This is a genomic window from Streptomyces sp. CB01635, from assembly GCF_002803065.1.
Taxonomy (GTDB): Bacteria; Actinomycetota; Actinomycetes; order Streptomycetales; family Streptomycetaceae; genus Streptomyces.
In genome coordinates this window covers 98,905-121,317 of the sequence record NZ_NNBL01000010.1, presented here as the reverse complement: position 1 = coordinate 121,317, position 22,413 = coordinate 98,905, and the positions used below count along the sequence as shown (strand labels likewise).

Sequence of the window (22,413 nt, the reverse complement as noted above, 5' to 3'; positions counted from 1 at the left end):
GCGCTGACCAGCACGAATGATCCATCAGGGAGTCAGGGAGGCCCGCAGGTCAGCACCCCTGAAACCCCCTCCACAGCGCCCCCGGCAGGGGGTGCTTCCGCCTCCCTGCCCTGCCTCTCGAAGGGATTCCGGATGTACCCCGAGACCCCCGGCCACGTGCCCGCCGAACGGGCCGTGACCATCCACCAGCCCACCCCCATCACGCCCCTACAGGCGGCGCCGCTCGTGCCCGTGCAGCCGGGGAACGTCCCGGCCGTGGCGAGCATCGTCCTGCCCGACGGGCGCGTCGTCACCGGCTACGCCATCGAGCCCGCCAAGCCCGAACCCGTCGTGGCCAAGCCGCTCGTCTCCCGAACGGCCGTGAACATCGCCCTCGGGGGCATCGGGTTCGGTGCCGTGTGCGGCGGACTGGTCCTGCTCACCACGTTCATCGCCGCCCTCGCCGCCTTGATCCAGCAACTCATCATCCTGGCCGCCGTCGTCTTCGGCGGATTCATCGCCGTGCAGGTCCTCGGCGGCTCGCGCGCCGGCACGACCGTCAACATCCGCAAAGCAGTCTTCAAGCGCAACAAGTTCCACGGCTGAACAGTCATGGCGCTCCTGAACTGGCGGGACGCCCGCCACTTCGACGCCACCCAAGACCTGCCCTGCGCTCTGTGCGGCAGGCCCACCCCGATGCGCTCACACGACCGCGAACCGGTCCACAAGGTGTGCGCCGAGGACTGGTGCGACCAACACCCAGGCTCCACCCGCTTCCACAGCTGACAAGGAGTTCACGTGACCTACCGAACCCGCACCCGCGCCGCAGCGGTCGCCGTGACCGTAAGCGCGCTGGCGCTGCTCGCCGGATGCTCCCTGCCCGACGGCCCGGCCGGCGTCGTCGTCGCCCGGGCCGAACGGACACCACCGGCGAGCAAGAACCGCCCGTACTTCCTGACCGTGCGCACCGCCAACGGCGACCGCAAGGACTTCCAGGTCTACATCGACGACTACGACCAGTGCTCCATCGGCGAGCGCTACCCCGCCTGCAAGCAGTAGCTACGCCAAGGGCGGCCCCCACGTCTCGCCAAAGTCACGGGGCCGCCCTTGCCAGCCAGTACCCACGAAGGAACTGGAGACCTCCAGCATGACTCAACCCACCGACATCAGGCGAGAGCACTCCCGGCTCGAACCCTTCCGCGTGCTCGATGCGTTCTCGTGCATCGGCGGCGCCACCAACGGCTACCGGCGCGCTTTCGGGCCGAACTGCCACATCACCGGCGTCGACATCCAAGCCCAGCCGGACTACTGCGGTGACGCCTTCCACCAGGGCGACGCCATCGATTACATCCGCGCCCACGGTCACGAATTCGACTTCATCCACGTCTCCCCGCCGTGCCAGGGAGAGGGCGCCCCGACCAAGGGCACGAACGCGGCGCGGAACGCGGCCATCGGACGCACGTATCCCCGGCTGATCGTGCCGACCCGGGCGGCGTTGGAGGCAACGGGGCGGCCGTACGTGATGGAGAACGTGGCCGGCTCCGACGTTCGCAAGGACATCCGCCTCTGTGGGGAACAGTTCTGCCTCGCGGTGCTCATGCACCGGTACTTCGAACTGGGCGGGTGGACGTTCCCGCAGCCCGTCCACCCGCGTCATCGCGGCTACGTCCGGGGCTACCGCCACGGCGTATGGCGTGACGGCCCCTACGTCGCCGCGTACGGCAAGGGCGGCGGGAAGGCCACCGTGGAGGAGATCCGGAAGGCCAAGGGAATCGACTGGTCCACTGATCACCTGCGCCTCCGCGAGGCTCTCCCGCCCGCCTACACGGAGTGGATCGGCGCCGCCTACCTCACCACCCTCGCCCCTCGGCTGGAGGACGCGGCATGAGCGAGCACATGCACACAGCCCTCCGCCTCGCGGCCCACGGCGTGCCCGTGCTGCCGTTACGGGCTGGGAAGGTGCCGTTCGGGAACTGCCCGGCCTGCGCCAAGAACGCCTGCGGTGGCCGACCGAACATGAAGACTCCCGGCTCCTGCACCTGCCCGAACCCGTGCCACGGATGGGCCGCCGCCACCACCGTCCATCCCATCGTCAACTCGATGCCGTGGGCGCGGGCGTGGCGGGAGGCGGCGGGCGTGGCCTATCACCCCGGGGGTGCCGGCCTCACCGTCGTGGATCTCGACAACGCCGAAGCCATCACGTGGGCCCGTGCGTGCCTGCCCGCCACTCGGATCGTGCCCACGACTCGGGGCGAGCACTGGCTCTACCGGGGTGCGATGCAGGGCGCCAACGCCGTACGGCCCGGCGTCGACATCAAGTCGACCATGGCCTACGCCCGTTGGCTCGGCCCTGGCACCGGCCCCATGGCTCCCCTGCCGGATGTCGTGCGTGCCCTGACCGTCAAGGAGCCGACCCCCGCCCGTCCGGCCTCCGTCACGGTGCTTGCGCCAGCCAGCGGCGGCGAATGTCCGCACCGCACGCCCACCTATCTGGACCGTGGCATTGCCATGGCTGAGCAGCGCATCACCGAGGCCCGGGAGGCGGTGCACGCGACCGTGTATCGGACGTTCCTCGCGGTGCTGTCCACACACGGTCGGTGCGGCTGCCTCACCGAGACGCACACCGCCCGGCTGTTCACCGCCGCGCAGGCCAAGGGCGAGTCGCCCCGGCACTGCACGGACGCGTGGACCAACGCCCTGACCACGTTGGGACTGAGCCATGGCTGAGGACGACAAGACTCCCGCCCGCGAAGTCATCGCGGCCTACGCGCAAGAGCACTTCCGGTACTTTCGCACCGCCGACGGGACCGTGTACGCGCAGAAGAAGGGCCACCCCGTGGCCCGTCCGATTCGCTCACAGGGCACCACCGGCAGCCACCGCCAGGAACTCATGGTCGGGCTGTACAGGGATGGACGTGGCGCGTTCAACGGGTCCGCCCTCAAGGAGGCGTTGGACTTGATCGAAGCGCTCGCGCTCACCGAGGACGTCCAACCGGTCCACATCCGCGTGGCCCCCGGGTTCGACGGGGCAACGTGGCTGGACCTGGGACGCGACGACGGACAGTCCGTCCGCATCCACCCCTCGGGCTGGGACGTCCTCACCCCCGACCCGCGCGAGGTGTGCTGGAGGCGCACGCAGCTCACCGGGGAGTTGCCCCTGCCGGTCAAGGACACCGACGGCAAGGGCATCGATCTTCTGATGCGGTTGTGCAACTTCGCCAACGCGGAGACCGAGTGCCTTGCCGTTGCATGGCTGATCGGCTGCCTCGGTCCGTCCGTGCCAGTCCCCGCGCCGTTCCTCACAGGTCCGCAGGGAGCGGGCAAGTCCACCGGGGGCCGGATGCTCACGAGGATCATCGAGGGGATGAGCGGCGACCTGCGGCGGGCGCCGAAAGATGAGGAGAACCTGATCGCGGCAGTGGCGGCCGGATGGATCACCGCCCTGGACAACCTGTCCCACATGACGCCGGACCTGTCCGACGCGATGTGCTGCATCGTGACCGGAGCCGAGAGCGTCAAACGGGCCCTGTTCACCGACGGGGACGTGTTCCGCGTCGGCTACCGCCGGCCCCTGCTCCTCACCGGCATCGACGTCGGTGTCATCCGACCCGACCTTGCTGAACGGCTCCTGCCGCTGCGCCTGGAGCGGCCCCGCGTCCGGCGCACAGAGGCCGAACTGTGGGCGGACTACGCGGAAGTGCTCCCCGTTGTCCTCGGCTCGCTCCTGGACCTCACGGTCAAGGTCCGTGCCGTGGAAGCGGAGACCCCCACCGACCTGCGGATGGCGGACTTCGCGCACCTATGCGCGCAGTTCGACGCGGCAACCGGCCTCGGGGCGCTTGCCGCCTACCGGGCGAGTCTGGACGACCTGAACGACGACGTGATCGAGGGTGACCTCCTCGCGCAGACCGTCCTCAGGCACGCCGACACCATAGAGCCGGGCGCCGCGCAGCAGATGACGTCCACCGAGTGGCTGTCGTGCCTCAGCCGCCTCTACAGCGGCGACGAGTGCCGTCCCCTGCCCAAGGGGTGGCCGACCACCGGCAAAGTCCTCTCTGACCGCCTCAAGCGCCTCCAGCCAACGCTGGCCGCCCGGGGCGTCCTTATCGATTCGGGCCGCACCAAAGCGGGCCGCTATCTCGAAATGACCCGCACGCTCCCCCCGGCCCCGCACGAGCAATCGCGGGCGTTCTGAACCGCGACCCGCACGCTCAAGCGAACAGCAAGAGGAGCACGTGCTCCTCTTGCTGTTCGGCGGAACGCCGCCCCAAGGTCGCGCCGCGCAGCGGCTCCTTCATCGCTCTGTAAGGCGCGCCCGAGCACTACAGGCAGCCCCTTCTTTGTCCTAAGTAGGAAGACGCTGCGTCACCTGCGTCACCCGGCTCGAAAAACGGCACCTGACCTGCGGCAACAGCGGTGACGCAGGCGGCCGGCTTTGCGTCATCCTGCGTCACCTGCGTCACCCGGTAACGCAGGTGGTGACGTACCGGTGACGCAGGCCCAATCCGTCGCGTCACCCAAAGCCACAGGTCAGAGCCCTAAATGACGCAGGTGACGCGGTGACGCAGAAATCCGAGCTTCGGACACACACCGGTCTAGGACCCGCGCACGACTCCCCTTGGCAATGCCGAACTGCCCTGGAGGCACCCGGATGAGCACCGCGATTGCCGCCCCCGTCGACCGACTCCTGTACAAGCCCGAAGAGGCGGCCGAAGCCCTCGCTATCGGCCGCTCCACCGTCTATGAGCTGATGGCCGAAGGCTCCCTGAAGTACATCAAGTTGGGTCGCACACGCCGGATTCGACGTGCGGACATCGAGGCGTACGTAGAGAGCCTCGTCACGCTGCCCAACTGACCAGAGCCCGCATCAGAGGCGCCCCGAGCACTCCGCCCGGGGCGCCTCTCGCATGGAGGACTACATGAGCCCCCGCAAGTCGAACCTGGAATCCACCATCTACTTCGGCGATGACGGCTGGTGGCACGGCCGCGTGACCATGGGCGTGCTGCCCGACGGGAGCCCCGACCGCCGGCACCGCATGGCCCGCACGGAGCCTGCGGTACGCCGCAAGGTCCGCGAACTGGAGAAACTGCGTGACGAGGGGCGCGCGACCAAGGCGGGCCGTAAGCCCACGGTCGGACAGTGGATGGAGACTTACCTGACCGACATCGCGAGCCTGAAACTCAAGCCGCGGTCTCTGGACGACTACTGGTCCAAGACTCGCAACGACATCATTCCTGGCGTCGGGAAGCACCGCATCGACAAGCTCGCGCCCGAGCATCTTGAGCAGATGTACCGGGCGATGCTCGATGCCGGGCACGCGCCGTCCCATGTGGTCAAGGTGCACCGCATCCTGTCGCGGGCCCTGAAGATTGCCCACCGCCGCCGGATGATCGGCGAGAACGTCGCCACCCTGGTAGACCCGCCCAGCATCGACGAGACCGAGACGAACCCGTTCACCCAGGAAGAGGCCAAGGCGTTCCTGGAAGCGGCGGCCAAGCGGCCCACGTTCATGCGGTGGATCGTCGGTGTCGGCATGGGGTTCCGGCAGGGCGAGACCCTGGGACTGCGGTGGCCGTACGTCGACCTACAGGCCGAGCTGTTTCACCCTCGGTGGCAGCTCCAGCGGCTCACGTGGCGGCACGGCTGCGGCGACGCGCACGCCTGCGGGGCGCGCCTGCACCGCTTCGAGCCCTGCCCGCCGGACTGCGCCACCCACAAGGGATACAAGCGCGGCTGCCCGAAGCCGTGCACCAAGACATGCGTCAAGCACGCGAGCATCTGCCCCGACCGCAAGGGCGGAGGACTGGCCTTCACCCGCCCCAAGACGAAGAAGAGCACGAACCCGGTGCCGATCCCGCCCTCGTTCATCCCCTATCTGATCGCGCACAAGGCACAGCAGGACGAGCTGCGGGAGGCCGCCGGCGAACTCTGGCAGGAGCACCAGGCCGTGTTCACTCGACCCGACGGACGCCCCATCGACCCCCGCGACGACTGGGAGGAGTTCAAGGAGCTACTGGCGGAGGCGGGCATCGGTGACCGTCGCCTCTACGACGGAAGCCGCCACACGGCGGGCACGATCCTGAACGAGCTGGGAGTGGACATGCCCACGATCATGGAGATCCTTCGGCACACCCAGATCAGCCAGACACGGCGCTACGTGAAAGGCAGGTCACACCTCTCGAAGGACGCGATGCGCCGCATGGGAGACGCCTTCCTGCCTGCCCCGCAACTGGCCCCTGAGCCCGCGACTGAGACTAGAACTGAGACTGGAGACCGTCGCGCGGCCCGTTCCCGCGCCCGCCGCCGCATCCGCTAAAAACAAAAGCCCAGCTCAGACGGTGTCTGAGCTGGGCTTGACGTTGAGCCCCCTGTCGGATTCGAACCGACGACCTACGCATTACAAGTGCGTTGCTCTGGCCGGACTGAGCTAAGGAGGCAGCAGCCCGAGCAGTGTAACCAACGACGGGCGGCACCCCGTCGAATATTTCGTCGAAGATCACTTCGCTCCGGCTACTGACAGACCCGACACCGGACAGGTACCGTCCAGAAACAGTTCACCCGTGTGGACTACACCACTGCGGCAACGGCTGCGGTGGATCACCACCTTTACTCGGATCGTCCGGCACGTTCCTGCCGGTGAAGGGGGCTTAACAGCCATGGCTACTGTTTCGTTCGACAAGGCGACCCGGATCTACCCGGGCTCCACCAAGCCGGCCGTCGACGGCCTGGAGATCGAGATCGAGGACGGCGAGTTCCTCGTCCTCGTCGGCCCGTCCGGCTGCGGCAAGTCGACCTCCCTGCGCATGCTCGCGGGTCTCGAGGACGTGAACGGCGGAGCGATCCGCATCGGCGACCGCGACGTGACCCACCTGCCGCCCAAGGACCGGGACATCGCCATGGTGTTCCAGAACTACGCGCTCTACCCGCACATGTCGGTCGCCGACAACATGGGCTTCGCTCTCAAGATCGCCGGCGTGAACAAGGCCGAGATCCGCCAGAAGGTCGAAGAGGCCGCGAAGATCCTCGACCTGTCCGAGTACCTGGACCGCAAGCCGAAGGCCCTCTCCGGCGGTCAGCGCCAGCGTGTGGCCATGGGTCGCGCCATCGTGCGTGAGCCGCAGGTGTTCCTCATGGACGAGCCGCTGTCGAACCTCGACGCCAAGCTCCGTGTGTCCACGCGTACGCAGATCGCTTCGCTGCAGCGCCGCCTCGGCATCACCACCGTCTACGTCACCCACGACCAGGTCGAGGCCATGACGATGGGTGACCGTGTGGCGGTCCTCAAGGACGGTCTGCTGCAGCAGGTCGACACCCCGCGCAACATGTACGACCGCCCGGCCAACCTCTTCGTCGCCGGCTTCATCGGCTCCCCCGCCATGAACCTGGTCGAGGTCCCGATCACCGACGGCGGCGTGAAGTTCGGCAACTCGGTCGTGCCGGTGAACCGCGAGGCGCTGAAGGCCGCCTCCGACGCCGGTGACCGCACCGTCACGGTCGGCGTCCGCCCGGAGCACTTCGACATCGTCGAGGCGGGCGGCGGCGAGGCCGCGAAGTCCCTCTCCAAGGACACCGAGGACGCCCCCGCCGGCCTCGCCGTCTCGGTGAACGTCGTCGAGGAACTCGGCGCCGACGGCTACGTCTACGGCACCGCGCAGGTCGGTGGCGAGGCCAAGGACCTCGTCGTCCGGGTCAACGGCCGCCAGGTCCCCGAAAAGGGCACCCAGCTCCACGTCGTGCCGCGTCCGGGCGAGACCCACGTCTTCTCCTCGTCGACCGGTGAGCGCCTCACCGACTGACACCCCGCCTGTTCCGCTGTGGAGCCCCGCACTTCGGTGCGGGGCTCCCTGCGCTCCCGGCCGCTCCCCACCCCAAACACAGGCCATGTTGTCGACAAATACCCCGGCACACCGGCCATTTCGCCCCCGTACGTCAACACGCGGGAATCAAAACCGGATTACCCATCCCTCGACCGAGTGACTAAATGTCGCCAAATCATCACCGACCGCTACGCTCACTCGCGTGACGCACTCCGCCAACTACACCCAGAAGCCGCGCCGAGGCCGGGGCCCCGCCCGCCGCATCGGCCGCACCCTCGCTCTCGTCCTGCCGGTGATGCTGGTGCTCTCCGGCACACTCGCGGTCACCCGAGTGAACTGGTCCGGCAGTTCACCGGACTCGATCCTCACCGCTTCCTCGCAGAACGTCTCGGCGCGCGCCAAGTCGCGTGCCCCCCAGGACGTCCTGCGCGACAAGCTGCTGCTCGAACTCCAGGACAAGGACCCCGGTATCGCCCTCACCCACCTCCAGCAGGAGATGCACGAGCGGCCGTCCCTCGCCAAGCACTGCGTCTCCATCGCCCGCGCCTTGGGCCGCGCCGCCGTGCAGGCCTACGGTCCCTCCCGCGCCCAGTCCTTCGCCCGCCCCGTCTGCGACACCGCGTTCGCGACGGGCGTCGCCACGGCAGCGCGCGGCTGACGCCCTCACGGCCGGCCGGGAAGGGGCCGACGTACAGTGCGGGCATGACGAGCGCCCAGGCCCAGGACCCGCACAGCCAGCACCACCCCACACAGGCCGTCGTCCTGGCCGGCGGCCAGGGCTCGCGCCTGCGGCCCTACACCGACGACCGGCCCAAGCCGATGGTCGAGATCCCCGGAACCGGGACCCCGATCATCGGCCATCAGCTTTCCTGGCTCGCCGAAGAGGGCGTGACGGACGCGGTCGTCTCCTGCGGGCATCTCGCCGAGGTGCTCCAGGAGTGGCTCGACGGCGCCGAACTCCCGCTGCGTGTCACCACGGTGGTCGAGAAGGAACCCCTCGGCCGTGGCGGCGGCCTCAAGTACGCCGCCGCGCACCTGCCGCACCCCGACCGCCCCTGGTACGCGACGAACGGCGACATCTGGACCCGGTTCTCGCTGCGCGAGATGGCGGACTTCCACGCCGAGCGCGACGCCACCGCCACCCTCGCCCTGGCCCGCCCCCGCATCCCGTGGGGCGCCGTGGAGACCGACGCGTTCGGCCACATCACGGACTTCATCGAGGCCCCGCCGTCCCCGTATCTGATCAACGCGGGTGTCTACGTCTTCTCCCCCGACTTCACGGACCGGCTCCCGGACCGCGGTGACCACGAGCGCACCACGTTCCCGCGCCTGGCCCGCGCGAAGCGCCTGGCCGGCTTCCCCATCCCGCAGGGCGCGTACTGGAGGGCCATCGACACGGCGAAGGACCTCACCGAGGCCGCCAAGGAGCTGGCCGCACTGGGGCGTTGAGCCCGCCGTTCCCGGTCTCCCGGGCTCCCGATGTCCCGATGTCCCGATACGGGAAGGGGCCCGCACACACAGCGTGTGCGGGCCCCTTCAGGTTTCTACGGGGTGTGGTCAGCCGCCGAGTACTCCGCCGAGGAGCCCCCCCGGCTTGTCCCCGCCGGAACCACCCGAGCCGCCGGTGCCGCCACCGGTACCGGTGCCTCCGCCCGTGCCCGTGCCGCCGCTGGAGGCGGGACCGCTGCTGGACGCCGGGGGCTGCTGCTGGGCCGGCGGGGCCGACTGCGGGGGCGCCTGGCCGGTGCCCTGCGTCTGGCTGGGCTGGCCCGCGCCGCTGGCGGTACCCGTGGCCGGGGCGGATCCCGGCGAGCTCGCCGCGCCGGACGGCTTCGCCGAAGTGGCGCCCTGCGTAGGCGTGTTGGACGCCGACGGGCTCTGCGAGCGGTGCTGCTTGCGGCCGGGCTCCGACGGGAGCGGGGAGCCGGGCAGTTCGTTGCGCGGGGCCTCGCCGGGTCCCGGGGCGGTGACGCGGCCCGCGTCGCGCACGGCGCCGCCGAGCAGCGAGCCGATGAGCAGGGTCAGGCCGACGACCACGGTCGTCACGACGGTGCCGCGGCGCAGCACGTACCGCCGCAGATCCCACAGTTCGGCGCGCGGGCCGAGCCGGCGCCAGGCGCCGCCCGCGAGGCGTCCGTCGATGGAGTAGACGGGCGCCCCCGCGATGATCAGCGGGGACCAGGCGGCCAGGTAGATGATGTCGGGCGCGTCGTAGGCGGGCACCGTCTTCCAGCTGACCGTGACGATGAGTGCGGCCGAGAGCAGTACGCCGAAGACGGCCGCGACGCGCTGCCAGAGGCCGAGCACGGTGAGCACGCCGACGACGACCTGGAGGAAGGCGATGCACAGTCCGGCGCCGACGGGGTGCTGGAGTGCGAAGTCGCGCAGGGGTTCGGCGAGGGCCCACGGGTGCAGCGAGTTGAGCCACTTGACCATGGAGCCGCGGTCGCCGCCGTCGAAGTAGACGGGGTCGCAGAGCTTGCCCATGCCGGCGTACATGGAGATGAAGCCGAGGAAGACGCGCAGCGGGAGGAGGACGACGCCGAGGTTCATCCGGCGGCCGGGGTAGTACGCGTGCCGCACCGGGTCGGCACCGTGCCGCCGGGAGGCGTTCCGATCGTCCCCGTCGCCGTATTCGTCGTCGCCGAACCCGCCTTCGTCGTACGAGGGTTCCTCGTACGGCGGCGGCTCTTCGAAGGCGCTGCCGGACTGACGCATCTGCGGGAGGAGGCGGGTGCCCTGTGCGGTGACCGTGGGCAGTTCGCCGGTGGCGTCGTCCCTGAGGTCGCTGTCGAGGTCGATGCGCGGGATGACCTGGGTGGCGCCGCCCTCCCCTCCCCCGTAGCCGTGCTGGGGAAGCGTGCCCTCGCCTGCTCTGCGGGCCGCCTGGAGGAGACCGGTCGCGCCGGGGTCGCCGGGCGCGGACCGGCCGCTCCAGACGACGGGGGCGCGGCGGCGCGCGGCGGCCGCGCCGACGACGGGGATGCGAGCGGTCTGGTCCAGCGAGCCCAGGTGCCGGGCGATACGGGGAGACTGCGTCTGCTGCGCCCGGGGGAGCTGCACGCGGAAACTCGCGTGATTGACGACGACCTGCGCGGGATCGCACGGCACCTTCACCATGCTCAGCGCGGGACCGTCGTCGAATCCGGAATCGAATCCGGGGCCGAATCCGGGCGAGCGGTCCCCCGTAGGTGTGCGGGGTGTTCTGGTGTCCACACTCATCTAACCGAGTGATGTGTGTTTAGGACACTGCCTTGACCGCGTGCAAATGTCCGGACCGCGTCAAGATCGCGGCCCGGACACCTCGTCAGGAACGGCGGCGGGACGCCTCGTACAGGACGACGCCTGCCGCGACACCGGCGTTGAGGGATTCGGTGCCGCCCGGCATCGGGATCCGTACGCGGTAGTCACAGGTCTCGCCGACGAGGCGGGACAGGCCCTTGCCCTCGCTGCCGACCACGATGACGACGGGCCCGCCGAGGGCTTCGAGGTCACCGACGGTGTGCTCGCCGTCGGCCGCGAGGCCGACGATGGCGATGCCCGCCTTCTTGTAGCCCTCGAGGGCACGCGTCAGGTTCGTGGCGCGGGCGACGGGCGTACGGGCCGCGGCGCCCGCGGACGTCTTCCAGGCACCGGCGGTCATGCCGGCCGCGCGCCGCTCGGGCACGACGACGCCGTGGCCGCCGAACGCGGAGACGGAACGCACGACGGCGCCCAGGTTGCGCGGGTCGGTGACGCCGTCCAGGGCGACGATCAGCGGGTCCTGGCCCTGGTCGTACGCGGCGGCGGCGAGGTCCTCCGGGTGCGCGTACTCGTACGGCGGGACCTGGAGGACGAGGCCCTGGTGGTTGAGGCCGTTCGTCATGCGGTCCAGCTCGGGGCGGGGGGCCTCCATCAGGTGGATGCCGCCGCGCTCACCGGCGAGCTGGAGCGCCTCGCGCACCCGCTCGTCGTTGTCGATGAACTGCTGGACGTAGAGCATCGAGGCGGGCACGCCCTCGCGCAGCGCCTCGACGACGGAGTTGCGTCCGACGACCATCTCGGACGTGCCCTTGCCGCCACGGCTCTTCAGCGTCGCGGGGCGGCGGGTGGCCTGCTTGGCCTTGGCGCCCGCGATGCGGTTCTTCTTGTGTCCCTTGCGCGCCTCGGCGGGCGGCGTCGGACCCTTGCCTTCGAGTCCCCGGCGTCGCTGGCCGCCACTGCCGACCTGCGCGCCCTTCTTGCCGGACATGCGGCGGTTGTTCGCGGCCATGATCTACCTGTCTGTGTGGTGCGTATGTGCGTACGTATATGAAGTGTGCCGCCCGGAGGCCCGAGCGGCACATTCGCGCAGGTCGTCAGCGCGGGCCGAGCGTCCAGCGCGGCCCGGTCGGGCTGTCCTCGATGACGAGCCCGGACTGGCCGAGCTGGTCGCGGATGGCGTCGGCGGTGGACCAGTCCTTGCGGGCACGGGCGGACTCGCGCTGCTCCAGGACGAGCCGTACGAGGGTGTCGACGGCCCCGTGCAGGTCCTCGCCGCGCTCGGTCTCGCCGGCCCAGTGCGGGTCGAGCGGGTCCAGGCCGAGGACGCCGAGCATCGCGCGGACCTCGGCGAGGCGGGCGACGGCGGCTTCCTTGTCGTCGGCGGCGAGGGCGCTGTTGCCCTGGCGGACGGTGGTGTGGATGATCGCGAGCGCCTGCGGCACGCCCAGGTCGTCGTCCATGGCCTCGGCGAAGGCGGGCGGCACCTCGTCGGCGGGGGCGACGACGCCCCCGGCCAGCTCGGTGACGCGCTGCACGAAGCCCTCGATCCGCGCGAACGCGGACTCGGCGTCGCGCAGGGCCTCCTCGCTGTACTCGATGGTCGAGCGGTAGTGCGGGGTGCCGAGGTAGTAGCGCAGCACGATCGGGCGCCAGTCCTTGACCATCTCGGACACGAGGACCGAGTTGCCCAGGGACTTCGACATCTTCTCGCCGCTCATGGTGACCCACGAGTTGTGCACCCAGTACTTGGCGAACTCGTCGCCGAAGGCCTTGGCCTGGGCGATCTCGTTCTCGTGGTGCGGGAAGATCAGGTCGATGCCGCCGCCGTGGATGTCGAAGGCGGAGCCCAGGTACTTGTGGGCCATCGCCGAGCACTCCAGGTGCCAGCCGGGCCGGCCGCGGCCCCACGGGGTCTCCCAGCTGGGCTCCCCGGGCTTGACGGCCTTCCACATGGCGAAGTCGCGCGGGTCGCGCTTGCCGGTCTCGCCGTCGCCGGAGGGCTGGCGCAGTTCGTCGAGGTCCTGGTTCGACAGCTCCAGGTAGCCGGGGAAGGAGCGCACGTCGAAGTAGACGTTCCCGTCCGCCTCGTAGGCGTGCCCGCGCTCGATGAGGCCGCGCATCATCTCGACCATCTCGGTGACATGACCGGTGGCGCGCGGCTCGTAGGTGGGCGGCAGGCAGCCGAGGGCGGTGTAGCCGTCGTTGAACGCGCGCTCGTTCTCGTACCCGATCGACCACCAGGGCCTGCCCTGTTCGGCGGCCTTCTTGATGATCTTGTCGTCGATGTCGGTGACGTTCCGCACGAACGTCACTTCGTAGCCGCGGTACGTGAACCAGCGGCGCATGATGTCGAAGTTGAGGCCGGACCGGATGTGCCCGATGTGCGGAGCGGCCTGCACGGTCGCACCACAGAGGTAGATCGAGACACAACCCGGTGTCAGCGGGACGAAGTCACGGATCTTCCGGGCGCTGGTGTCGTGCAGGCGAATAGTCACTCCTCCAGGGTAGTGGGCCCAAGGCAGTGCCCCGCGACCCCTTCGGGGACACGGGGCACAACCGTGACGTTGTGACGTGTGTCAGGCCGCCGTTCAGACGCGGCCGACGACCTTACGGGGGGTGATCCGCACGACGACGCGCTCGGCGTCGTCCGCGGAGCGGGGGTTGAACTCCGCGTACTTCTTGCCCGTGTACTTGAGGGACAGCTCGTCGATGAGTTCCTGGCCGCCCTCGGTGGTGAGGTCCGCGCTGCCGCGGATCTCGGCGTAGGTATAGGGGTTGTCGGTGGGCTGCACGACGACGGTGACCCGGGGGTCGCGGCGCAGGTTCTTCTCCTTGCGCCGGTCGACGGTCGTGGAGAACAGCACGTCGTCCCCGTCCCGCTTCACCCAGACAGGCGACACCTGCGGGCTCCCGTCGGGCTGGATGGTGGCGACCGTGATGAAGACCGGGGTGTCGAGCAACGCCTTGAGCTCGTCGGACAGCTGGGCGGACATGGAGCCTCACTCCTTGGGGGGATGCCTGTACGAGTACCCGATACTGCGCCAACATCCGCCCCCGCAGCGGTATTTCAGCCCGTCCTGACGACCAGTGCCGTGGCGATCGCCGCGAGGCCGTCACCGCGGCCGGGGAAGCCCAGGCCGTCGGTGGTGGCGCCGGAGACGGAGACGGGGGCGCCGGCCGCGTCGGAGAGCACCTTCTGCGCCTCTTCACGCCGCTTCCCGATCTTCGGCCGGGGGCCGATGACCTGGACGGCGACGTTGCCGATGGTGAAGCCCGCCTCGCGCACGATGCGGGCGGCCTCGGTGAGCAGGGTGAGCCCGGAGGCACCGGACCACTCGGGGCGGCCTGTGCCGAAGTGGGCACCGAGGTCACCGAGCCCGGCGGCGGAGAACAGCGCGTTGCACGCGGCGTGCGCGACGACATCGGCGTCGGAGTGCCCGGCAAGGCCGGGGCCCTCGCCCTCCCACTTCAGTCCGGCGCACCACAGTTCACGGCCCTCTTCGAAGGCGTGGATGTCGGTGCCGATGCCGACGAGGGGGATGACCGGCATCTCAGAAGCCATCGTTGGCCCTCCTGCGGGCGAGTACGGCCTCGGCGAGCACGAGGTCGAGGGGGCGGGTGACCTTGAAGGCCTCCTCGTGCCCGGGCACGACGACGACCGGTTCGCCGAGCTGCTCGACCATGCTGGCGTCGTCCGTGACGTTGTCCGTGACGGTCTCGTGGGCGCGCACGAGCGTGGCGCGGTCGAACCCCTGCGGGGTCTGCACGGCGCGCAGCCGGGCCCGCTCGGGCGTCGCGACGACGAGCTCGGGTCCGCCGTCGGTGCGGGCCTCGACCTGCTTGACGGTGTCGGCGAGGGGCAGCGCGGGGACGACGGCGGGGGCGCCTTCGCGTACGGCTTCGATGACGCCGTCGACCGTGTCGACGGGCACCAGGGGGCGGGCCGCGTCGTGGACGAGGACGACGTCGATGCCGGGCGGCAGGGCGTCGAGGCCGAGCTTCACGGACTCCTGGCGGGTCTCGCCGCCGGGTACGACGACGAAGTCGGTCCGCTCGGGCAGCGCGTGGTCGGCGAGGAGGGTCTTCACCTCGGCGGCGGACGCCTCGTCGGGCGGGGCGACCACGACGACGAGGGAGACGGACCGCGAGGCGGCCATCGCCCGGACGGCGTGGATGAGCATCGGGGTGCCGTTGAGCGCGCGGAGTGCTTTGGGGGCGCCCGGACCGAGGCGTACGCCCCGGCCGGCGGCCGGAATCACGGCCGCGGTGCGCGAGGGCCGCGTTTCGTCAGACATCGCTTCCGTTCAGGTTTGTGTGCTCGACCGAGGTGGGTATGGCCAACACCAGTGCCGGGCGCGACGCCTTGACCGGACCCCTTCCGTGACATCCGGTCGAGCCAGCTGCCCGGGCCCGGCACACCAGCTGAGTCAAGCGGGTAGGCACCACGAGTAGGCACAGAGTGCGGGTACGAACATGCCGCAGCGCCCGGCGACACCATCAGGGTCAGCGGGCACCGCGGCATTATTCATGCGCCCGGGCTTTCACCCGGGACTTCTTGTCGCAGCCGCGTGCCGGTCAGGGCACGCGTCAGGACGCGAGGACCTCGTCGAGCAGGGCCTCGGCCTTGTCCTCGTTCGTGTTCTCAGCGAGCGCGAGCTCGCTCACCAGGATCTGCCGTGCCTTGGCGAGCATGCGCTTCTCACCTGCGGACAGTCCGCGCTCACGCTCCCGACGCCACAGGTCACGGACGACTTCCGCGACCTTGATGACATCGCCGGAGGCGAGCTTCTCGAGATTTGCCTTGTAGCGGCGCGACCAGTTCGTGGGCTCTTCGGCGTACGGCGCGCGAAGCACCTCGAAGACCCGGTCGAGACCGTCCTGACCGACCACATCACGTACGCCGACGAACTCCGCATTGTCCGCTGGCACACGCACCGTCAGGTCACCCTGCGCGACCTTCAGCACCAAGTAGGTCTTGTCCACGCCTTTGATCTGGCGAGTTTCGATAGCCTCGATCAGCGCGGCCCCGTGATGGGGATAGACCACGGTGTCGCCAACCTTGAACGTCATGTGACAGGTACCCCTTCCGTGGCTATCCAGGGTAACACGGAAACGGCGTCTTCTGAATGGCGTTTTCGCAGGTCAGGGCATATCTCGGGGCTTGACAACAACAACCGGAACGTGCTGCGGAGGGCCTGCGGAAGGGGGTATTCGCAGGTCGGAGCGGCTCTTCGACGGAGACGAAACGCGCACCGTACACCTACCTGGAGAGGCCCGCAGGGGGTTGAACGTCCCGTTTTGCGCGGTTCGAAGCGCTGCACTTCCGCTACTCCGTTCGGTGACTCGGAGGCGCGTGCGACCCGAATCCGGAATTGATCACCGTGAGGGGTGATCAGTTTTCCGTACCGCCATGCATTCCTTACCGGAAATCCGCAGGTGCTCTCCCGGGGCACTTATGTGAATGGTGAACGGGGGGCCAATGCGGCCTGCGTGTTTGGCGAGGTGAGAAGGGCCGAGGCGGGGCCGGCAGGTCTTCGGTGAGTTCGGTGAGTTCGGTGAGGGCGTGACCCCGAGGGTGATCGCGGGTGCGGCAGGTGGTGCCCGGGCCGGTCGGAGCGGGGGATCGGCCGGGGCCGGGATCCATCCGAAACTCCCTAGGGGCGGGTCGGGTGCAGCGGCGCGCGAACGGCTCGGTAACCTGAGCCCGCTGACAGACCCTTAGGGCGGCTTTACACCCGTCCAGGGCGTCCAGACCCTTACCGCCCACGTTCTAGGAGTTGCCGCCGCCGTGAGCAGCAGCCTTCGACGCGGCACCCTCGCCGCCGCCGCCCTCGCGTTCTCGATCGCCTCGCTCGCCGCGTGCGGCGCTGGAAACAACGCCCAGACGCTGGAGGTCAAGCCGGACAACGCGGAGACCTCCGTCGGGGACATCCGGATCCAGAACGCCACCGTGATCACGCAGCCCGACCTGAAGTCCACGGGTCCGGCCGTCGTGACCGCGACGCTCTTCAACAACGGCTCCAAGGCCCAGACCCTCGACTCGATCCTGCTCGACGGCGTCGGCAAGAAGGCCGAGTTGTCGGCCGCCGACGGCAAGAAGACCGTGACGATCCCGGCCGGCGGCTCCCTCGTGCTCGGCGGGAAGGACAACGCGTCCGCGCAGCTGCCCAACAGCCGCACCGCCGACCTCGACGGTGACGTGCGGACGCTGACCTTCACGTTCAGCACCACGGGCGCCGTCAAGATCCAGTCGTTCGTCGTGCCGGCCGAGAGCTACTTCAAGAAGTGGGGGCCGAGCGAGATCCCGGCCGTGCCGAGCACGGAGCCGTCGGAGTCCGCGACGCCCTCCGGGTCGGCCACCCCGTCCGGCTCCGCCTCGCCGTCCGAGTCGGCCTCGGGCAGCCCGGCCGCCGGGGCGTCCGCCTCGGAGAGCACCGCCGGGCACTGAACACGTACGTACGCAATGGCGAAGGGCGGGACCCCCGTGGGAGGTCCCGCCCTTCGGCGTTCCATGGCTGGGATCTCTCCCCGGTGCACTCCTCGCACCGCTACGCGGGCTTCGAAGCGCTGCGCCGGACTCCGTTCCGGACGGCCCGGCGCAGCCCCACCGCGGTTTACGGCTCGAACTTGTACCCGAGGCCGCGAACCGTCACCAGGTAGCGCGGGGCCCCCGGGTCCGGCTCGATCTTGGCGCGCAGTCGCTTGACGTGGACGTCGAGGGTCTTGGTGTCGCCCACGTAGTCCGCGCCCCACACGCGGTCGATCAGCTGCATGCGGGTCAGGACGCGGCCCGCGTTGCGCAGAAGCATCTCCAGGAGGTCGAACTCCTTGAGGGGCAGGTCGACCTTGGAGCCGGAGACCGTGACGACGTGGCGGTCCACGTCCATGCGGACCGGGCCGGCCTCCAGGGCCTGCGGGGCGACCTCCTCGGGCTCGCCCCTGCGGCGCAGGACCGCGCGGATACGGGCGACCAGCTCGCGGGACGAGAAGGGCTTGGTGACGTAGTCGTCGGCTCCTATCTCGAGGCCCACGACCTTGTCGATCTCGCTGTCCTTGGCGGTCACCATGATGACCGGGACGTTGGATCGGCCGCGCAGCTGGCGGCAGACCTCGGTGCCGGGCAGACCCGGCAGCATCAGGTCGAGCAGGACGAGGTCGGCGCCGTTGCGCTCGAACTCGTCGAGACCGTCGGGGCCGGTGGCCGCGATGGCGACCTCGAAACCCTCCTTGCGGAGCATGTACGACAGGGCGTCGGAGAAGGATTCCTCGTCCTCGACGACGAGCACTCGGGTCACGGAAGGACCTCCGGGGCGGCAGGAATGGGATCGTATGCGGTTGTCTCGTCGGGCCCGTCGGCGTCGTTGCCGACGTGGTGTCCGTATGCGTCGCCGCCTACGTGTCCTGGGCCGCGGTCGCGGGTCGCGCCTGCCTCCGGCAGCCGCAGGGTGAACGTGGAGCCCTGGCCTTCGGAGCTCCACACGGTGACTTCCCCGCCGTGCGAGGCAGCCACATGCTTGACGATGGCGAGGCCGAGGCCGGTGCCGCCGGTGGCCCTGGATCGGGCCGGGTCGACTCGGTAGAAGCGCTCGAAGATGCGCTCCTTGTCCTTGTCGGAGATGCCGAGGCCCTGGTCGGTGACCGCCACTTCTATGAGGTCTCCGCCGGGCGCGGTGACCCGGCGCGCGGCTATGCCCACGCGGGTTCGGGCCGGACTGTAGTTGACGGCGTTCTCGACGAGGTTGCCGAGAGCCGCGGCGAGCTGGCCGCGGTTGCCCCAGATCTGGAGGTCCGCGGTGCCTCCCGCGGCCATGGTGATCTGCTTCGTGCCGGCCTGGTGGCGGCAGCGGTCGATCGCCTCGGCGACGAGTTCGTCGACGCGGACCGGCTCGGCGTCCTCCAGCGGGTCGTCGTTCTGCACCCGGGACAGGTCGATGAGCTCCTGGACCAGGTTCGTCAGGCGGGTCGCCTCGATCTGCATCCTGCCTGCGAAGCGCTCCACCGCCTCCGGGTCGTCGGACGCGTCCATGACCGCCTCGGAGAGGAGGCTGAGCGCGCCGACCGGGGTCTTCAGCTCGTGGCTGACGTTCGCCACGAAGTCGCGGCGGACCGCCTCGATGCGGCGGGCCTCCGTGAGGTCCTCCACGAGGAGCAGGACCAGGCGGGAGCCGAGGGGGGCCACACGCGCGGAGACCGCGAGGGCGTCCCCGCGGCCGGTGCCGCGGCGGGGCAGGTCGAGCTCGACCTGTCGTATCTCCCCGTCACGGCGGGTGTCCCTGGCCATGAGGAGCATCGGCTCCACGGCCAGCTTGCCGCCTCTGACCAGGCCGAGGGCGTACGCCGCCGAGCTGGCCTTGACCACGCTGTCCGCCTCGTCCAGGACGACGGCGGAGGAGCGCAGTACGGAGAGGACGGTGTCGACGCCGGGCGGAAGGACCGGGTCCGTGTGCAGGGAAGTACGGGTGGGGCGTTTCTGGTCGCGTTCGCTCCAGCGAAACGCCAGCATGGCGATCACGCCGGTGCACACCCCGGCGATCGCTGCCGCTGCGGCGACCGCCGCGTTCACGTCCATGCCTCCAGGTTATGCGCCCTGTCAGCACTGCCCACAGCCGTCCGAGTGGTACCTCGAACACTCGTCGCCCAGAGTTCACCTTGGATACAGAGGTGATTCATTTGGGGTGACGGAAACGGACGCGTACAGGGCCGAACGTGGGAGCGTGGGGCACAGCAGCCCCGCAGTGAGTGAGAGGGACAGTTGTATGCGTGACGCGTACCACGAGGAACTTGACTCGATCGGCGAGGGCCTGGTCGAGATGGCCCGCCTTGTCGGGTCGGCGATCGGGCGCGCCACCACGGCCATGCTCGACGCCGATCTGAAGCTGGCCGAGAGTGTCATCGCGGGGGATCAGAAGGTCGACGATCTCCAGCATGACCTGGAGGCGCGGGCGATAGCCCTGCTCGCGCGCCAGCAGCCCGTCGCCACGGATCTGCGGATCGTCGTGACCTCGCTGCGGATGAGCGCGGACCTGGAGCGCAGCGGTGACCTGGCGCAGCACGTCGCCAAGCTCGCCCGGCTGCGGTTCCCGGACCAGGCCGTTCCGCACGATCTGCACGCGACCGTCCTGGAGATGGGGCAGCTCGCGCAGCGGCTCATGGCGAAGTCCGCCGAGGTCATCATCACCAAGGACGTCGACCTCGCGCTCCAGCTGGAGCAGGACGACGACGAGATGGACCAGCTGCACCGGACGCTGTTCCAGCACCTGATGGACGACCGGTGGAAGCACGGCATCGAGACGGCCGTGGACGTGACCCTGCTGGGCCGTTACTACGAGCGCTTCGCCGATCACGCGGTCTCCGTGGCCAAGCGTGTGGTGTACCTCGTGACCGGTGAGCACGCCGACGAGATCCAGGCGCCTCAGCCGCAGCCGGTCGACGGCAGCTGACCCCTCTCGGGGTGGCCTGTCTGACGGGGGCCCCGCACCTGTGTGGTGCGGGGCCCCCGTCATGTTCCGTCATGTCAGTCCGATCAGCCGCCGCACTGGCACGGCGCGCCCGACTGGCAGCCGCAGCCGCAGCCCGAGCCGCAGCCGCAGGCGCCTAGCAGGACCAGCCGGTGCGGCTGCGGGACTTCCGTGGGCTGCTCTGCGATGGCTTCGGGGGTGGGGGACTCGGCCATGGTGTTCCCTCCTCGGGGCGAACTGCCTGTCTCCCAGTTCATGCCCAGCCCGGCGGGCGCGTCAACGGCGCACGCGCGCGCGGTCGTTCGCCGCCCCGGCCACTGCGTGACCGATGGTGCCGATGAGGAGCAGGGCGACGACCGTGCCCAGCGTGAATGCCTCGAACGCCGTCCGTGACACGCCCCACGTGCCGCGGAAGTCGTACGTGATGCCGAGCAGCGCCTCCAGCGTGCCCGGGAACAGGGCCGTCCATGAACCGGTGAGGATCCACGCGTAGGCCAGCGTCGCGCAGATCATGAACCCCTTCGTCCCGAACGGGACCTGGTAGGGGCGCGGTACGTCCCTGTGGCGCAGGCGCAGGACCGCCAGGGCCGGGATCACCGTCAGGTACGAGAGCAGCAGCGTCGTCACCGCGACGGTCAGGACGACCGAGAACACCGCCGCCGCGTCGCCGTCCGCGAGCCGCATCGCCGCCACCATGAACACCGTCGCGATCGCCCCCGACAGCAGGTTCGTGCGCACCGGTGTGCCCAGCCTGGGGTGGAACGCGCCCAGCTTGCGGCTGAAGAACCCGCCGTCCGCCGCCGCCATCGCCTGCATCCGGTCGCTCACGATCATCCATGCGCTGCCCTGGGTGAGGAGCGCGAAGACGAAGAGGAGCGCGGTCGTCTTCAGGAGCCCGCCGCTTGCACCTCCGTAGATCGTGAAGATGGTCTGCGCGCCCTCCATGAAGCCGCCGATGCCGGTCACCTTGCCGGGCGGGACCACGGAGAGGATCGCCAGTACGGGGAGCAGGTAGCAGGCCGCCGCGATCGCCGCGGAGCGGCCGAGGGCTGTGGGGACGTCGCGTTGCGGGTTGTGCATCTCCTCGCCCGCGGCGTTCGGGGCCTCGAAACCCACGTACGCGAAGAGGAGCACCGGGACCAGGGCCAGGAAGCCCGCTGTGGTGGGGCTGAAGGTGGTGGCGGCTGTGGTGTTGTCCGCCGTTCCTGTCAGGCCCTGGAAGCCGTGGGCCAGGCCGTACGCCACTGCCGTCGCCGTGAACACGGTGAGCGCGAGGACCTTGGCCGCCGCGCCCGCCGTAGTGATCCATTTGCCATTGCGCAGCGAGACCACTGCCGTGAGGATCGCCGTCCAGATGAACACGGTCTTGAACGCGTAGTCCGCGAACGTGCCCTGGCCCAGGCGGAACACGAAGCCGTCCCACGTCTGTGCCGCGATGAACACGAGCGAGCCGCCCAGCCAGATCGGGTTCGTCACCCAGTAGAAGAGCGTCGTGACCGCCGCCGTCAGCCGGCCGAACGCCAGTTTCACCCAGACGTAGGGGCCGCCCTCCTGGGGGAAGGCCGCGCCCGTCTCCGCGAAGAGCAGCGCGTACGGGATGAGGAACGCGACCGCGATGACCGCCGTCCACGTCACCGCCTCTCCGCCGCCCGTCGCGATCTGGCCCACCGTGTCGAAGGAGATCACCGCCGCCACCGCCATCGCCGTGATGTCGAAGCGGCGGAGGCTTCTGTGGAGGTTGGGGGTCGGGGTGGGGGTGGGGGTGGTTTCTTCGCCGGTGGACTCCGCGGCGGCGGCGGAGTCCACGGCGGCGGTGCTTGGTGGTGGTGCTGCTTGTTCTTTGTGGTCGGGCACGTCTGTGTCCTCGGGGCTGGGGACGGGTGGGACCGTGCGGGTGGCTGTGGGGCGCGACTGA

Annotated in this window: 24 protein-coding genes and 1 tRNA gene; 13 read left to right on the top strand and 12 right to left on the bottom strand. The window is 69.8% G+C overall.

Translation table 11 applies throughout. From position 1 onward, the window contains the following. Positions 1-132 precede the first annotated feature (132 nt). The 8 genes from CG723_RS24870 (at position 133) to CG723_RS24840 (ending at position 6,296) form a co-directional block, all read left to right on the top strand. Positions 133-585, top strand: a complete 453-nt coding sequence (locus CG723_RS24870; RefSeq protein ID WP_100595680.1) for a hypothetical protein — start codon at positions 133-135, stop codon at positions 583-585. Between the two features lie 6 nt (positions 586-591). Next, positions 592-765, top strand: a complete 174-nt coding sequence (locus tag CG723_RS47015) for a hypothetical protein (protein ID WP_199841885.1) — start codon at positions 592-594, stop codon at positions 763-765. A gap of 12 nt (positions 766-777) precedes the next feature. Further along, positions 778-1,038, top strand: coding sequence for a hypothetical protein (locus CG723_RS24865; protein WP_100595679.1), 261 nt, complete (start codon positions 778-780; stop codon positions 1,036-1,038). 88 nt (positions 1,039-1,126) lie between these two features. Further along, the gene (locus tag CG723_RS24860; protein ID WP_100595678.1) at positions 1,127-1,867 is read left to right on the top strand and encodes a DNA methylase; all 741 of its coding nucleotides are present in this window, start codon (positions 1,127-1,129) and stop codon (positions 1,865-1,867) included. Further along, complete coding sequence (locus CG723_RS24855) at positions 1,864-2,706, top strand: bifunctional DNA primase/polymerase (RefSeq protein ID WP_100595677.1); 843 nt, start codon at positions 1,864-1,866, stop codon at positions 2,704-2,706. The genes CG723_RS24860 and CG723_RS24855 overlap by 4 nt, the downstream gene beginning before the upstream one ends. Further along, positions 2,699-4,174, top strand: coding sequence for an ATP-binding protein (locus tag CG723_RS24850; protein WP_100595676.1), 1,476 nt, complete (start codon positions 2,699-2,701; stop codon positions 4,172-4,174). The genes CG723_RS24855 and CG723_RS24850 overlap by 8 nt, the downstream gene beginning before the upstream one ends. A 456-nt stretch (positions 4,175-4,630) precedes the next feature. Then, complete coding sequence (locus tag CG723_RS24845; RefSeq protein WP_100595675.1) at positions 4,631-4,834, top strand: helix-turn-helix domain-containing protein; 204 nt, start codon at positions 4,631-4,633, stop codon at positions 4,832-4,834. A 64-nt stretch (positions 4,835-4,898) separates the two neighbouring features. Next, a complete protein-coding gene (locus CG723_RS24840) occupies positions 4,899-6,296 on the top strand; it encodes a tyrosine-type recombinase/integrase (protein WP_100595674.1) in 1,398 nt (465 codons plus the stop codon). A 46-nt stretch (positions 6,297-6,342) separates the two neighbouring features. On the opposite strand, the gene CG723_RS24835 is transcribed toward CG723_RS24840, so the two are convergent. Continuing rightward, positions 6,343-6,417, bottom strand: a tRNA-Thr gene (locus tag CG723_RS24835). A 219-nt stretch (positions 6,418-6,636) separates the two neighbouring features. On the opposite strand from CG723_RS24835, the gene CG723_RS24830 reads away from it, so the two are divergent. The 3 genes from CG723_RS24830 (at position 6,637) to CG723_RS24820 (ending at position 9,246) form a co-directional block, all read left to right on the top strand. Continuing rightward, a complete protein-coding gene (locus CG723_RS24830; protein WP_100595673.1) occupies positions 6,637-7,776 on the top strand; it encodes an ABC transporter ATP-binding protein in 1,140 nt (379 codons plus the stop codon). Between the two features lie 223 nt (positions 7,777-7,999). Then, a complete protein-coding gene (locus CG723_RS24825) occupies positions 8,000-8,455 on the top strand; it encodes a hypothetical protein (protein WP_100595672.1) in 456 nt (151 codons plus the stop codon). Positions 8,456-8,499: 44 nt separating this feature from the next. Next, positions 8,500-9,246, top strand: coding sequence for a nucleotidyltransferase family protein (locus CG723_RS24820; RefSeq protein WP_100595671.1), 747 nt, complete (start codon positions 8,500-8,502; stop codon positions 9,244-9,246). Positions 9,247-9,354: 108 nt separating this feature from the next. On the opposite strand, the gene CG723_RS24815 is transcribed toward CG723_RS24820, so the two are convergent. From CG723_RS24815 to CG723_RS24785, 7 genes are all read right to left on the bottom strand, one after another. After that, positions 9,355-11,013, bottom strand: a complete 1,659-nt coding sequence (locus CG723_RS24815; protein WP_100595670.1) for a DoxX family membrane protein — start codon at positions 11,011-11,013, stop codon at positions 9,355-9,357. Positions 11,014-11,104: 91 nt separating this feature from the next. Further along, positions 11,105-12,049: a 23S rRNA (guanosine(2251)-2'-O)-methyltransferase RlmB gene (rlmB, locus tag CG723_RS24810; protein WP_100595669.1), complete on the bottom strand. Its 945-nt coding sequence runs from the start codon at positions 12,047-12,049 to the stop codon at positions 11,105-11,107. An 85-nt stretch (positions 12,050-12,134) separates the two neighbouring features. Then, entirely contained in the window at positions 12,135-13,535 is a 1,401-nt protein-coding gene (gene cysS, locus CG723_RS24805) for a cysteine--tRNA ligase (RefSeq protein ID WP_100595668.1), read from the bottom strand. A 93-nt stretch (positions 13,536-13,628) separates the two neighbouring features. After that, complete coding sequence (locus CG723_RS24800; protein WP_100595667.1) at positions 13,629-14,033, bottom strand: PPOX class F420-dependent oxidoreductase; 405 nt, start codon at positions 14,031-14,033, stop codon at positions 13,629-13,631. Positions 14,034-14,107: 74 nt separating this feature from the next. Then, the gene (gene ispF, locus CG723_RS24795; protein ID WP_100595666.1) at positions 14,108-14,602 is read right to left on the bottom strand and encodes a 2-C-methyl-D-erythritol 2,4-cyclodiphosphate synthase; all 495 of its coding nucleotides are present in this window, start codon (positions 14,600-14,602) and stop codon (positions 14,108-14,110) included. Beyond that, entirely contained in the window at positions 14,592-15,335 is a 744-nt protein-coding gene (gene ispD, locus CG723_RS24790) for a 2-C-methyl-D-erythritol 4-phosphate cytidylyltransferase (protein ID WP_100595665.1), read from the bottom strand. The genes ispF and ispD overlap by 11 nt, the downstream gene beginning before the upstream one ends. A gap of 292 nt (positions 15,336-15,627) precedes the next feature. Continuing rightward, positions 15,628-16,110: a CarD family transcriptional regulator gene (locus tag CG723_RS24785; RefSeq protein ID WP_003953493.1), complete on the bottom strand. Its 483-nt coding sequence runs from the start codon at positions 16,108-16,110 to the stop codon at positions 15,628-15,630. 718 nt (positions 16,111-16,828) lie between these two features. Here CG723_RS24785 and CG723_RS24775 point away from each other — a divergent pair. Then, entirely contained in the window at positions 16,829-17,488 is a 660-nt protein-coding gene (locus CG723_RS24775; protein ID WP_100595664.1) for a DUF461 domain-containing protein, read from the top strand. Positions 17,489-17,654: 166 nt separating this feature from the next. Here the strand turns inward: CG723_RS24775 and CG723_RS24770 are convergent, their stop codons facing one another. Next, positions 17,655-18,335 (bottom strand): response regulator transcription factor, encoded by a 681-nt coding sequence (locus CG723_RS24770; protein WP_018527980.1) that lies wholly within the window; start codon positions 18,333-18,335, stop codon positions 17,655-17,657. Then, on the bottom strand, positions 18,332-19,609 hold the full coding sequence (locus CG723_RS24765; RefSeq protein WP_100595663.1) for a sensor histidine kinase: 1,278 nt from the start codon (positions 19,607-19,609) through the stop codon (positions 18,332-18,334). Before CG723_RS24765 ends, CG723_RS24770 begins: the two co-directional genes overlap by 4 nt. A 187-nt stretch (positions 19,610-19,796) precedes the next feature. Between CG723_RS24765 and phoU the strand changes: the two genes are divergently transcribed. Beyond that, a complete protein-coding gene (gene phoU / locus CG723_RS24760) occupies positions 19,797-20,480 on the top strand; it encodes a phosphate signaling complex protein PhoU (protein ID WP_100595662.1) in 684 nt (227 codons plus the stop codon). Between the two features lie 83 nt (positions 20,481-20,563). Here the strand turns inward: phoU and CG723_RS47010 are convergent, their stop codons facing one another. Next, the gene (locus tag CG723_RS47010; RefSeq protein ID WP_199841884.1) at positions 20,564-20,713 is read right to left on the bottom strand and encodes a hypothetical protein; all 150 of its coding nucleotides are present in this window, start codon (positions 20,711-20,713) and stop codon (positions 20,564-20,566) included. 61 nt (positions 20,714-20,774) lie between these two features. After that, positions 20,775-22,352, bottom strand: a complete 1,578-nt coding sequence (locus CG723_RS24755) for an APC family permease (protein ID WP_234374502.1) — start codon at positions 22,350-22,352, stop codon at positions 20,775-20,777. Positions 22,353-22,413: the final 61 nt, after the last annotated feature.